This is a genomic window from Paractinoplanes lichenicola (assembly GCF_016785085.1).
Classification (GTDB): domain Bacteria; phylum Actinomycetota; class Actinomycetes; order Mycobacteriales; family Micromonosporaceae; genus Actinoplanes; species Actinoplanes lichenicola.
The window spans coordinates 654868-667482 of record NZ_JAENHO010000002.1; the positions used below are offsets into that span (position 1 = coordinate 654868).

12 protein-coding genes and 1 pseudogene are annotated in these 12615 nt (G+C 72.3%); 8 read left to right on the forward strand and 5 right to left on the reverse strand.

What is annotated here, in order from left to right:
* Positions 1-61 precede the first annotated feature (61 nt).
* Positions 62-706 (reverse strand): flagellar brake protein, encoded by a 645-nt coding sequence (locus JKJ07_RS07575; RefSeq protein WP_202990504.1) that lies wholly within the window; start codon positions 704-706, stop codon positions 62-64.
* Positions 707-894: 188 nt separating this feature from the next.
* Between JKJ07_RS07575 and JKJ07_RS07580 the strand changes: the two genes are divergently transcribed.
* Positions 895-2223 (forward strand): reverse transcriptase family protein, encoded by a 1329-nt coding sequence (locus tag JKJ07_RS07580; protein WP_202990505.1) that lies wholly within the window; start codon positions 895-897, stop codon positions 2221-2223.
* Here JKJ07_RS07580 and JKJ07_RS07585 read toward each other — a convergent pair.
* On the reverse strand, positions 2210-2782 hold the full coding sequence (locus JKJ07_RS07585; RefSeq protein WP_438871373.1) for a helix-turn-helix domain-containing protein: 573 nt from the start codon (positions 2780-2782) through the stop codon (positions 2210-2212). The two genes, JKJ07_RS07580 and JKJ07_RS07585, sit on opposite strands and share 14 nt — an antisense overlap.
* Positions 2783-2873: 91 nt before the next feature.
* Between JKJ07_RS07585 and JKJ07_RS07590 the strand changes: the two are divergent.
* Positions 2874-3284: pseudogene (locus tag JKJ07_RS07590) on the forward strand (DinB family protein); the annotation flags it as partial.
* Here JKJ07_RS07590 and JKJ07_RS07595 read toward each other — a convergent pair.
* Complete coding sequence (locus JKJ07_RS07595; protein ID WP_438871366.1) at positions 3274-4569, reverse strand: hypothetical protein; 1296 nt, start codon at positions 4567-4569, stop codon at positions 3274-3276. The pseudogene JKJ07_RS07590 and the gene JKJ07_RS07595 sit on opposite strands and share 11 nt — an antisense overlap.
* 167 nt (positions 4570-4736) lie before the next feature.
* Between JKJ07_RS07595 and JKJ07_RS07600 the strand changes: the two genes are divergently transcribed.
* The 3 genes from JKJ07_RS07600 to JKJ07_RS07610 all read left to right on the forward strand — a co-directional run bounded on the left by JKJ07_RS07600 (position 4737) and on the right by JKJ07_RS07610 (position 7758).
* On the forward strand, positions 4737-5786 hold the full coding sequence (locus JKJ07_RS07600; RefSeq protein WP_307834156.1) for a hypothetical protein: 1050 nt from the start codon (positions 4737-4739) through the stop codon (positions 5784-5786).
* Positions 5787-5954: 168 nt separating this feature from the next.
* Positions 5955-7109, forward strand: a complete 1155-nt coding sequence (locus JKJ07_RS07605; protein ID WP_202990509.1) for a sensor histidine kinase — start codon at positions 5955-5957, stop codon at positions 7107-7109.
* A gap of 13 nt (positions 7110-7122) precedes the next feature.
* Positions 7123-7758: a response regulator gene (locus JKJ07_RS07610; RefSeq protein WP_202990510.1), complete on the forward strand. Its 636-nt coding sequence runs from the start codon at positions 7123-7125 to the stop codon at positions 7756-7758.
* Between the two features lie 130 nt (positions 7759-7888).
* Here the strand turns inward: JKJ07_RS07610 and JKJ07_RS07615 are convergent, their stop codons facing one another.
* The gene (locus JKJ07_RS07615) at positions 7889-8011 is read right to left on the reverse strand and encodes a ribosomal protein bL36 (protein ID WP_202990511.1); all 123 of its coding nucleotides are present in this window, start codon (positions 8009-8011) and stop codon (positions 7889-7891) included.
* 115 nt (positions 8012-8126) lie between these two features.
* Here JKJ07_RS07615 and JKJ07_RS07620 point away from each other — a divergent pair, with 115 nt between their 5' ends.
* Positions 8127-9767, forward strand: coding sequence for a S8 family peptidase (locus JKJ07_RS07620; protein ID WP_202990512.1), 1641 nt, complete (start codon positions 8127-8129; stop codon positions 9765-9767).
* A 407-nt stretch (positions 9768-10174) separates the two neighbouring features.
* On the opposite strand, the gene JKJ07_RS07625 is transcribed toward JKJ07_RS07620, so the two are convergent.
* Complete coding sequence (locus JKJ07_RS07625; protein ID WP_202990513.1) at positions 10175-10654, reverse strand: NADPH-dependent FMN reductase; 480 nt, start codon at positions 10652-10654, stop codon at positions 10175-10177.
* A 93-nt stretch (positions 10655-10747) separates the two neighbouring features.
* On the opposite strand from JKJ07_RS07625, the gene JKJ07_RS07630 reads away from it, so the two are divergent.
* Together JKJ07_RS07630 and JKJ07_RS07635 are read left to right on the forward strand one after the other, a co-directional pair.
* Positions 10748-11248 carry a winged helix-turn-helix domain-containing protein gene (locus JKJ07_RS07630; RefSeq protein ID WP_202990514.1) on the forward strand — a complete coding sequence of 167 codons (501 nt, stop codon included), beginning with the start codon at positions 10748-10750 and terminating at the stop codon, positions 11246-11248.
* Positions 11245-12498 carry an FAD/NAD(P)-binding protein gene (locus JKJ07_RS07635; protein WP_202990515.1) on the forward strand — a complete coding sequence of 418 codons (1254 nt, stop codon included), beginning with the start codon at positions 11245-11247 and terminating at the stop codon, positions 12496-12498. Before JKJ07_RS07630 ends, JKJ07_RS07635 begins: the two co-directional genes overlap by 4 nt.
* Positions 12499-12615: the final 117 nt, after the last annotated feature.

A 12615-nucleotide genomic window follows, 5' to 3' on the forward strand; every position in this document is an offset into this window, starting at 1 on the left:
GCCGCGCGCACCAGGTCGGTCAGCGCGGTGAAGGGGTTGTCGTGGGGTCCCCTGGTAGCGGTCAGCCGAGGCGCAGGCGTCGCTCGTTGATCTCCCACGTCATCACGTAGAGGCGGATCATCTGGGCCAGGCTCTCGCCCGACGTGAACGTGAGCACCACGTGCTGCCCGGGGTCGCCGTGCGGGGCCTCCCGGACGGTCAGGATCGTCCCGGTCACCTCGACCTCGTTCTCCGGCCCGAGCGAGACGGTGGCGCGCAACTCGTCGCCGGGGGCCAGGTCGGCCGGCTCGTCGATCCAGCAGCGCAGGCCGCCCTCGCTGATGTCGAGCAGAGCACCCTCCATCGAGTGCTCCTCGGTCGCCAGCCGGACCGCGGCACCGCCCCCGCCGCGTACGTACTCCCGGCGGTTGCTCTGCCGGGGCGCCGCGGTCGGGGTCAGCCGCCAGCGGAACGGCGACTCGTCGGAGAGCGCGACCAGGCGGGTCGGGAGCACGATGCGGGTCCGCGGGGTGGCCCAGAAGATCTCGAACTCCTGACCGGGCGTGAACCCGGCCGGGCCGGCCGTCTCGAGCGGGGCGGCGACCGTGAACGTCTCGCCGTCGACCGATTCGAGCCGGGACCGGAAGTTCACACCCTCGCCGAGGACGAGGAACAGCGCCGTGCCGACGTCGGGCAGGTCGGTGGCGGCGGAGACCACAACAGTCATGGGAAGAGCACCTCGCGGCTGGGGGAAGATCCGGTCGAGGGAGCTGATCGGCTTCGGGTGCGGGAACGTGAGAGTTTCGGTAGCAAAATGGTTCGCGCCCGGTGATTACTATGCTGGCTCGTGGCAGCGTGTCCCGAGCTGGCCGTCGTCACCCGACGGCTCTTCGGGGCAACCCCGAGGGAGTTTGCTTGACCATCGCAGCGCATCGCCGGCGCGCCGCAGCGCTTCGCGCAGGGCGGCGCAGGCACGACCGGGATTCGTCGGGGCACGCTGCCACCGGCACCGTCGCCGACGCGCTGCTCACCACGGACTGGCACCCGGCGAAGATGCAGGCGGCCGTACGCCGGGTGACCGTGGGCCCCAAGGGCTGGACGCGCCGGCTGGTCGAGGCCGTGTCGCGCGTTTATCCGCGCGCGCCCTACGACCGGCCCCGCGAGTTCCGCCAGTTCCTGGCGGCGTGGGACGGCATTCCGGGCCGCGTGGTCGTCCGCCACCGGCTGGTCAGCGCGACCCGGGTCGTACGGATGCGCTGGAACGCCCCGGAAATCGGCGACCTGGCCGACCTGGCCGCCTTCCTCGAGCTCGACGGCGACGCGCTCGACTGGTTCGCCGACCGCCGCGAGCTCAACCGGCACGCCCGCGAGGAGCGACTCCGCCACTACCGCTACCTGTGGCTGCCGCACCGGCTGATCGAGGCGCCCAAACCCCGCCTGCGCGAGCACCAGCGCCGGGTTCTCGCGCGGATCCTGGGGCGGGTGCCCGTGCACGATCGGGTTCACGGCTTCGTCCCCGGCCGGGGCACCCACACCTTCGCCCGTACGCACACCGGCCGTGACCTGCTCATCAGCATGGACCTGCGGGCCTTCTTCACGAGCATCACGGCGGCCCGGATCTACGGCCTGTTCCGCGGCATCGGCTATCCCGAGCCGGTCGCGCACGCCCTGACCGCGCTCACCACCACCCGTACGCCGGCCGCCGTCCTGCGCGCCGCCCCCGACCCGCACCTGGCCGCCCTGCTCCGCCAGCCCCACCTGCCGCAGGGCGCTCCGACGTCGCCCGCGCTGGCCAACCTGTGCGCGTACCGGCTCGACCGGCGGCTGAGCGGCCTGGCCGACCGGTTCGGCCTGACCTACGGCCGCTACGCCGACGACCTGGCCTTCTCGGGCACGCTGAGCGCCCCGCGCGTCGATCGCCTCGTCGCGCTGACCGGCCGGATCGCGTACGAGGAAGGTTTTCGGCTGCACCCGCACAAGACGCGCGTCCGCACCCGGTCCCAGCGCCAGGCCCTGACCGGCCTGGTCGTCAACGAGCGCCCGGCCGTGCCTCGCGAGGACTACGACCGGCTGCGCGCGACCCTGCACAACGCGGCCACCCACGGCCTGGCCGAGGCCAACCGCGACGGCCACGCCGACTTTGCCGCGCACCTGGCCGGCCGGGTCGCCTGGATGTCCCACCGCCACCCGACCCGGGCCGCCAAGCTGCACCGCCTGCTCGAAAGCGCCCTCAACGCGGGGTGAGGTGGACCCGTTCGCCCTGGGCGCCGAAGAGGGTGAGCAGCTCGGCGGGCTGGGCGCCGGCGCTGCCCAGCCAGTGCGGGATGCGGGTGTCGAACTCGGCGGCCTCGTCCGGGCCCAGCTCGTACTCCTGATCGCCCAGCACGAACCGGATCCGGCCGTTGAGCACGTAGAACCACTCGTACCCGTCGTGCGTGCGCAGCTCGGTCGGGTAGGTCCCGCCGGCCGGGGGATAGATCACCTTGTACGCCTGCACGCCACCCGGGCGGCGGGTCAGCGGCACGACCGTCAGGCCGGAACGGCGTACGGGCTTGAGGTGAATGCGGGGATCACCGGTCGGCGGCGCGGCGACCAAGTCGTCAAGCGGCACGCCGTGCGCCCGCGCGAGCGGCAGCAACTGCTCGAGGGTCGGGCGCAGCTTGCCGGTCTCGAGCCGCGACAGCGTGCTCGCGGTCAGGCCGGTCTCGGCGGCCAGCGCGGCCAGCGAGATGTCCCGCGACCGGCGCAGCGCCCGCAGCCGGGGCCCGACACCGGCCAGCACATCGTCGGTCACACCTGCGATTTTGCGGATCCGCAACGTTTCTTGCAAGCCGCGAACGGCGAAGATCAAGCTGGGCGGCATGGCGACGGAGAAGAGTGTGCTGCTGGACGTGCTCGACGGGCTGCGGGATTCGATCGCGGGCAAGCTCGACGGCGTGCCCGAGCCCGAGGTCCGTACGGCCGGGGTGGCCTCGGGCACCAACCTGCTCGGGCTGATCAAACACCTGACGTACGTGGAACGCTTCTACTTCCTGGGCGAGCCGATCACCAACATGAACCGCACCCTGCGGCCCACCGCCAAGGAGACAGTCGACGGGATCCTGGCCGGCTATCGCGAGACGATCGAGGAGACCAACAAGGTCATCGCCGGCTGGACCGACCTGGGCGAGCCCGCGCCCCGCCCTAAGGGCCGCAACGTGCCGCTCTCCCGGCGCTGGGTGCTGGTGCACATGATCGAGGAGACCGGTCGTCACGCCGGTCACGCCGACATCATCCGGGAGCGGATCGACGGCGCTACCGGCTGACCAATCCCCGTACGGCGGCCAGGCCCAACGCCGTACGGGGGTGATAGGCCGTGGTCCACAGGCCGCCGTGGGCCGCCGACACCGCCTCGTCCGCGGCCGTCGTCGGGGCGGCCGCGCGCGGCTTGCGGAGCTGGTGCACCAGCAGCAGGGCCATCAGCCGGTTCGCCGTGGCCGGCTCGAAGATCTCCACGTCGAACAGGTGGGCGCCCGCGTAGGCCGCGGCCAGCAGGCGGTTGCTGGTGACCGAACGGGTGCGGGTCGGCGGGGCCACGGCGAAGCTGACCACCCCCTCGCGCCGGGCGACCGCGGCCCGCCAGCGCTGGATCCGCTTGGCCAGCGCGTAGTTCGGACCCTGCTGCGGGACCAGGCTGTCGTTGATCGCGTCGCCGTCGTAGTTGGGTTGCAGCAGCCGCCCGCCCGAGAGCGCGCCGGTGAGCCGGGCCGTTCGCGAGCGTTTCCTGTAGCGCTCCTGGGACAGCTCAACCGCGCCCGGCGTGGCGGCGAAGACATCGGTCGGGGTGGCCAGGAAGGCCAGGGCCACATCCTCGCGGCGCTCGCGCAGGTGCACGGCCAGCGCGTCGACGGCCACCGAGAGCTTCGCGTACGCCGCCCCCGGCGCGTAGACGTAGTTGCCCAGCACGAGCCGGCCGTCGACGCCCTCCAGCCACTGCGCGACAGCGCCCAGCTCCTCCAGCAGGTCGGCGCCGGGGTCACGGCCCGGGAGCACTGGCGCGATCAGGCGGCCCGCGCTCGGCACCGCCGCGACCCGCTCCCACACCCTCGGCAGGTCGACCGCGACGACCGTCCCGCCCCAGGCCAGCACGGCCGGCAGCGGGCCCATCTCGGCCGCCGCGCCCAGCACGACGAGCCGCTGATCCGACAGGTCGAGCCAATCCGGGTTGTTGACGACCTCCCGTACGGCGTCGGCGCACGACTGCTCGATCACGCCGGCGGCGACCCACGCGTCGAGCCGCTGGATGAGTGCGGCGCCGCGCAGCGACTCCCCGCGATAGGGCAGCACGACCTCGGTCTCGCGCGGCGCCTCCCCGTCGATCGTGACCGTCTCGAACGGTTGCGCCGGCGGGGCGATCTCGACCGGCATCCGCTCGCGCACGGAGGCCAGACCGGCTGCGGCGATGTCGTACCCGCCCTTTTCCGCCGTGCTCTTTTCCGCCGCCGAGATCAGCGAGCAGAACGGGCGCAGGTAGCCGCGGCGCCAATCCTGAACGGCGAGGGTGGCGTCGGCGGCGGCCGGGTCGGCCACGCGCAGGGCATCGGCCACCACGTGGCGGCCGAAGGAAGCGCTGCTGCGACGGCCGGCATCGTCGGCGGGGAAGTCGATCACGGCGAGACAGTATCTCCTACCTGGGTAGGACGCAGCCTCGGACCGGCGGCCGCGAGAGGGGCCCGCGGACTGACGAAACGGCCCCCGAACCACGCGACGCTGCGGTCATGAGATGGCACCGACCCCTGCTGGTCCTCACCGCCGCCACGGCCCTGCTGACCCTGGTCACCGTCGTCGGAGTCCTCGCCGACGACCGGACCCTGCTCGGCGCCCCGGTCTGGCTCAAGCCGTTCAAGTTCGCGGTCTCGTTCGCCGTCTACGCCGCCACGCTGGCGTGGATGCTGGCCGTCCTGCCGCGGCGCAGCCGCTTCGCCGAATGGGCCGGCACGGCGATCGTGGCCGTCTCGGTCATCGAGGTCGCGATCATCACCCTCCAGGCCGCCCGCGGCCACCGCAGCCACTTCAACGACACCACCCCGTTCGACGAGACCCTCTGGTCGATCATGGGCGCCTCGATCATGGTGCTCTTCGTGGCGCACCTGGCCATCGGCGTCGTCGCCCTGTTCCAGCGCATAGCCAACCGCGTTTCCGCGTACGCGATCCGCCTCGGACTCTTCCTGTCACTGCTCGGCATGGCGGCCGCGGTGCCGATGGTGCTCCCCATGCAGGATCCGGGGCTCGAGGGCATCTCGGGGGCGCATGCCGTGGGGGTGCCGGACGGGGGGCCGGGGCTGCCCGTCACGGGGTGGAGCACTACTGGCGGCGACCTGCGGATCGGGCACTTCGTGGGGATGCACGGGCTGCAGTTCCTGCCGCTGCTGGCCCTGCTGCTGACCCGGCGCACGCGGCTGGGGGAGAAGGTCGGCGCTCGGCTGATTTTGGTCAGTGGTCTCGCGTACGCGGGCGTGGTTGTGCTTCTGACTTGGCAGGCGTTGCGCGGTCAGCCGTTGCTGCGGCCCGACTCGGTGACGCTGGTCGCGTTGGGCGGGTTGATCGCAGCTACGGCCGTGGCCGTTCTGGTTGTGCTGCGGTCGGGCCGGGCGGACGTGATCGAGATCGGCGGGGGTGACATCCCCGAGCCCGGCCGCTCCGGCGTGATCGAGCGCGGCCGGTCCGGCGTCATCGAGCGCGGCGGGTCCGGCGTGTTCGAGCCCGGCCGGTCAGCCGTCGCCGAGACCGACCCGCCCGCCGTGATCAAGTCCGGCCCGAACACATGATCAACTGCTACTGGAGTGGACATAGGCCCACCCTCCCGGGGGCCTCCCCGTCGTGATTATGCCGGGGAATGCTGATCTTTGGCGGGGCGAGGTGGGCAGCCTGTGGATAACTCCGGGCCTGTGGATAACTCGGAAGTGCTCGTGGCCGGACCGCCTAGTCTGAGCGCCATGGGCTGGCTAGGGCGTCTCTTCGACAAGCGGGACACATGGGCGCGCATGATCCTGCTCGACCTCACCGGCCTGAGCTATCTGCTCTTCACCCCCGACGGCCACCACGTCACCTCGATGAAGCAGTGGATCCTGGCGGTCGTCGCGTTCGTCTCGCTTCCGCTGCTCGGCCGGCGGCCGGTGACCAACCTGCTGGTGCAGACCGGCCTGCTGATCCTGGCGTTCGTGCTGATCGAGGACGCCACGATCAACGCGGTCGGCAGCAGCTGGGCGCTCGGCGAGCTGGTCGTCTGGGCCGCGAGCGTCCGCACCTACGCGATCGGCGCGGGGCTGCTCACCGCCGTCCATCTGGCGTTCGACGTGATCCCGGGCGACGAGCGGATCAACGACGGCATCTTCAGCCTGGTCATCCCGATCGGGCTGCCGATGCTGCTCGGGCTGGTCGTGCGCACGTCACGCGAGCTGAGCCACCAGGCCGAGCAGCGCGCGGCGATGGAGAATCGCGCGGCCCGGGCCGACGAGCGCAGCGCGATCGCCCGCGAGCTGCACGACGTGGTGGCCCATCACGTGGCGTCGATGGTGCTGCGGGTCGGCGTCGCGCGGCACGTGATTCCCGGCATCGACCCGCGGGTGGGCGAGGTGCTCGACGACGTGCACGGCACCGGCACGGCCGTGCTGGCCGACCTGCGGCGGCTGGTGGCGGTGCTGCGCGACGACGGCCAGGTGCATGATGCGGCGATCACCGCGATCGTGCCGGGTTCGCTGCCGGCGGCCCTGGGCACGGCCGTCGACACCGCGCGGCGGGCCGGGCTGACGGTCGAGGCCGACGTCGACGACGAGGTGGGGACAATTGATTCCGTACGCGGCCTGGCCGTGCTCCGCCTGACCCAGGAGGCACTCACCAATGTGGCCAAGCACGCCGGACCGTCGGCCCACGCGCGGCTGCGGGTGGCCGTCGAGGAGGGCGACGTGATCTGGGAGGTCGCCGACGACGGCGGCCAGGGGCCCGCACCCAAGCCCCCGGGCGGCGGTCACGGCCTCACGGGCATGCGCGAGCGGGTCGAGGTGCTGGGCGGCGAGCTGACCGCCGGACCGTCGGGCCGGGGCTGGCGGGTCGCCACAGTGCTGCCCGCCCACACGGGAGCCGCGGCGTGAGCGGGGGCGGCGCGTGATCCGGGTCTTGCTGGTCGACGATCAGCAGCTGATTCGGGCCGGGCTGCGGATGTTGTGCGACGCCGAACCCGATCTCGAGGTCGTGGGCGAGGCCGGCGACGGGCGGGAGGCGATCACCCTGGCCGCCCGGCTCGCGCCCGACGTGATCGTCATGGATCTGCGGATGCCGGGTGTCGACGGGATCAGCGCCACCAGCCGGGTGCTGGCCGAGCGACCGGCCACCCGGGTGCTGGTCCTCACCACGTTCGGCGACGACGACCATCTCTATCCGGCGCTCAACGCGGGGGCGTGCGGGTTCCTGCTCAAGGACGCGCCGCCGGCCGAGCTGCTCGAGGGGATCCGGCGGGCCGCGGCGGGTGACAGCCCGTTCAGCCGGGACGTGCTGCAACGGCTGGTGAGACGCGCCACCGACGTGGGTGCCGAGCAGCGGCGGCGGCCGGTTCAGGGGCTGACCGCGCGCGAGCAGGACGTGCTCGACCTGGTGGGGGAGGGGCTGTCCAACACCGAGATCGCCGAGCGGTTGCATATCGGGATCACCACGGTCAAGACGCACATCACCGCGCTGATGACCAAGACCGGGAGCCCCAACCGCGTACGGCTGGCTCTGCTCGCGCATCAGAACGGCCCTTAGGCATGGGAAAAGCCGGAGCCCCGTGGCGGCGGGACTCCGGCTTTGTCTCCTCTACGCTATCGCGATTCGCCCCTCGCGTCCCGCGATCGGGCGTGTCAGCCTTGGCGGCACTTCGCGTGGCGCTTGAGGGTCAGCCGTGGCGGCCGTTCCAGCGGGGGTTCTTCCGGTTGATCACGACCTGACGGCCGCGCCGACGGGTGACCACGCTGCCGGGCTTGGCCTTCAGCGAACGCAACGAGTTCCGGACCTTCATGATGGGTTCCTCTCTTGAAGCCGTACCGGTCAACGCTCGTGGCAAGGCCGGTATTTCCGTGGTGCGAGCCGGGTCTTTTCCTCACCTGACCAGGGCGTACGCCGATGAGGCGGCCATGCGAATGCGCACCCTTGCCACCGCGGCCGCCACCGCCGCCGTCGTCATCTCCGGCACTGCCGTCCCGGCGCTGGCCGCCCTGCCCGAGGGGACGGTTGTCGGCGCGGGCGCGCCCGGCGCCATCCCCGGCCGCTACATCGTGACGCTGAACGAGCCGGCCCCCGGCCAGGCGTCGACGATGTCGGCCGACGGTGGCACGACGTACGTCGCCGACATGAGCGCGACCCAGGCCCGTCGCCTGGCCGCCGACCCGGACGTGCGCTACGTCGAGCAGGACCGCATTCTCACGATCCAGGGCACCCAGAAGAACCCGCCGTGGGGCCTCGACCGCATCGACCAGCGGGCCGTCAAGGCCTCCAAGTCGTACACGCCGACCGACGACGGCAGCGCGGTGCACGCGTACGTGCTCGACACGGGCATCCGGATCACGCACGCCGACTTCGGCGGCCGGGCCACCTACGGCTACGACGCGATCACCCAGACCTCGAACGCGGGCGACTGCAACGGCCACGGTACGCACGTGGCGGGCACGATCGGCGGCCAGGTCTTCGGCGTGGCCAAGAAGGTGCAGCTGGTTGCCGTACGGGTGCTCAACTGCAAGGGCGAGGGCACGCTGTCGCAGGTGATCAGCGGCGTGAACTGGGTGACCGCGCACGCCGTGAAGCCGGCCGTGGCCAACATGAGCATGGGCGGGTCGTACAGCGCCTCGCTCAACGCGGCCGTCCAGCGCTCGATCAACTCCGGGGTCACGTACGTCGTGGCGGCCGGCAACGAGAACGCCAGCGCGGGCAAGATGAGCCCGGCCGGCCTGCGCGCCGCGATCACCGTCGGCGCCAGCGACGCGGCCGACCGCCGGGCGTCGTTCTCCAACTTCGGCCCGGTGCTCGACCTGTTCGCGCCCGGCGTCAACATCCGCTCGGACTTCTACGGCAGCGACTACAGCACGGCCGTGGCCAGCGGCACCTCGATGGCGTCCCCGCACGTCGCCGGGGCGGCCGCCCTGGCCCTGGACGCGTCGCCGACGATGACCCCGGCTCAGGTCGCGGCCTACCTGGTCAAGAACGCTACCGCCGGCAAGGTCAAGGACCTCAAGGGCTCGCCCAACAAGCTGCTGTTCGTGCCGGCCCCGCCCGCCGCGCCGGTCATCACGAGCTCGGCGCTGACCGTGACCGCCGGGCAGGCGTACGCGGGCAAGCTGGCCCTCAAGACCGCGCGCCGGGGTGCGTGGAGCGTCGTCGCGGGCCGCCTGCCCACGGGCATGACGCTGTGGCCGAGCGGCTCGATCACCGGCAAGCCGGTCGCGCCGGGCACCGCCACCGTGACGGTTCGTTTCACCGACTACGTGCCGCAGTCGGCCACCCGCACGCTGACCGTGTCGGTTCGCAAGACCGCCCCGGTGATCTCGACGAACGGCCTGCCGGACGGGTCGGCGGGCGCCTACTACTCGGAGAAGCTGGCCGTCGCGGACGGGCGCTCGGGCACCTGGACGCTCGCCGAGGGCGCGCTGCCGTCGGGGCTGTCGCTGTCGGAGAGCGGCCTGATCGAGGGCTGGCCGGCGAGCTCGGCCACCTTCACGGTCGCGTTCACCGACGCCTGGGGCACCCGCACCACGAAGACCCTGACGATCAACGTCGCCTGATCGCTGCCCGGCTCGACCGGCCCTGGTTTGTGAGTACTCACTCACAGGCCAGGGCCGTCGCCATGCCCGGGATGTGAGTACTCACTTACCAGCGGCGGCCGGGTGCATTGGGGTCGGACTTGCGCTTGTTTGTGAGTACTCACTCACAGGACGGCGGCCGGACGCGGTGAGCCCGGCAGTGGGGTCGGTGCTGCGCTTGTTTGTGAGTACTCACTCACACGACGACGGCCGGACGCGGTGGGGCCGGGCGGCGAGGCGGGCGCGGTGGGCCGGGTTGGCGGGAACGGCTCGTCCCGCTCGGTGACCGGGGGCACGGCATCACCGAGCGGGACGAGTCTTTTCGTGCGTTGTTGCCGGCCCAAGATCGGGCAGGGCGAAAGCTACGGACGATGGCTAAGAGGGCCCTGTCACGAACCTGTGGACTCCCTGAAGGTGGCCGCGTACTTCTCCGCGATCGCCGCCGTTTCGGGCAGGTCGCTCTCGACAACCGGCAGGCCCGGGGCGACGTCGGCGCCCAGCTCGGTCAGCAGCTGCCGCAGCAGCGCCTCGGCCGCGGCGGCCTGGGGGGCCACGCCGGCGGTCACGACCGGCACGGCCCGCTTGCCGGCCAGCGCCTGCGCCGGCAGCTGGTCGAGCAGCACCTTGAGGATGCCGGTGTAGCTGCCCTTGTAGGTGGGCGTGGCGACCACCAGCACGTCGGCCTCGCGCAGGGTCGTGACGGCGGCCGCGGTCGCCTCGTCGCCCGGGGTGAGCAGGCCGGGGCCGAGATCGCCGACCTCGATGGTGGTGAACGTGCCGCCGGACAGGGCCGTGCCCACGGCGGCGGCCAGGGCCGAGGTGCGGGAGCCGGAGCGGGGGTTGCCGGACACGACGACGTACTGAGTCATGGCTCTCCTTCGAGGCGAATCACCGGTGAGGCTATTAACCTACCTCGCACATAGGAGATATATTAATCCGGCTGTCACCGGAGGGAGAACCCCATGTCCGTGCTCGCCGTCGCCCACCCCGCCGTTCCACGTCGCCGGCTCCACCCCGTGCCCGACCTCGACGACTCACCCGTCACCGTGACCATCAGCGTCTCCGGCTCCGGGGCGGGACGAGAGCGGGTCGTGGCCGCGCTGCGCGACCTCGTCGACGCCGCGGGCCAGGCGGTGCGGGTGACCCTGTCCGATCCCGGCGGGGCGGAGGGTTTGAGACTCGATCCCGGCGCCCGTACCGCCATGCGGGACGGCAAGCCGCTCGACCTCAGCCGCCTCGAGTACGACCTGCTGCTGTTCCTCGCGCGTCACCCGCGCCAGGTGTTCAGCCGCAGCCAGCTGCTCGCGCAGGTGTGGGGGCACACGCACACCACCAACCGCACGGTCGACGTGCACGTCAGCCGGCTGCGCACCAAGCTCTCGGACCCGGAGGTCGTCACGACCGTCTACGGGCTCGGCTACCGCCTGGCCGACGACTCCGGCGTGACGGTGGTCGAGCGGTGACGACGGTCGCCGTCGTGGGAGGTGGCTGTGCCGGCGTGCTGGCCACCCGGGAGCTGCTCAGCAACACCGACGACCGGGTCGTGCTGATCGAGCCGGACGAGCCGGGCGGGGGCTTGGCCTACGGGGCGGCCCGGCCGTGGCATCTGCTCAACTCGCGGGCCGGGGCGATGAGTGCCGACTCCCGCGATCCCGGACATTTCGCCAGGTGGGCGGGCTGCTCGCCGGACGAGTTCCGGCCGAGGGTGGATTATGGGCGCTATCTGAGGGATGTTTTGTCGGACATCTCGGGACCGCGCCTCACCATCCGGCGCTCTCGGGCCGCCGGGTTGTCGGCGACCGGCGTCGTGCTGGCCGACGGGGCGGAAGTGAAAGCCGAGCGGGTCGTGGTGGCCACCGGCAGCCCGGCCCCGGCCCAGCCCGCGGCCCGGCCCGACCACCCCGATTACGTCGCCGACCCGTGGGCCAAGGGCGCGCTCGAGGCGATCCCGTCGGATGTGCCGGTGCTGCTCGTCGGGGCCGGGCTGACCGCGATCGACGTGGCGCTCACGCTCACCGAGGGCGACCGGGACGCGCCGATCACCGCGGTCAGCCGCCGGGGCCAGTTGCCGCTGACCCACACCGAGGTGGCCGCGCCGCCGGTCGGGCCGGCGCTCGACGACTGCGCGACGCTGCGCGACGTCGTACGGGCGGTGCGGGCCGAGGCGGCGCGGGCGGGGGACTGGCGTGCCGTGGTCGACGGCCTCCGCCCGTACCTGGATCAGCTCTGGACCGCGTTCACGCCGGCCGAGCAGGACGCGTTCCTGCGGCATCTGGCCCGCCCGTGGGAGTGTCACCGGCACCGGATGGCGCCCTCGGTCGGCGCCCGCGTGGCCACCCTGCGCGAGGAGGGCCGGCTCGAGGTGCGGGCCGGTGGCGTCCGCTCGATGACCGCCCCGCCCGCCGGTGGCCTGCTGGTCGAGCTGGAGGCGGGCGTGCAGTGGTTCGGCGCGGTCGTGAACTGTGCCGGTCCCGGCCGGCTGCCCGCCGCGGCCGGGTCGTTCGTGGGCGGCCTGCTCGCCGCCGGTCAGGCCCGGGTCGGCCCGCACGGGCTGGGGCTCGACATCGACGCGTCGGGCCGGCTGATCGCCGCCGACGGCCGGGTGCAGGAGGACCGGTGGCTGATCGGGCCGCTGCGCCGCGGGGCGCTGTGGGAGACGACCGCCGTGCCCGAGATCCGGGCTCAGGCCCATAACCTCGCCATCCCGGTTTAGTAATACGATTCGCGGTATGTGGGCGTGTTTGCGCAGCTCAGGGTGGTTGTGAACGGGGTTGTGGCAACAATTGCCGACTCTTGAACGTGCATTGAGAAGTGTCAATACTCCGAGGGC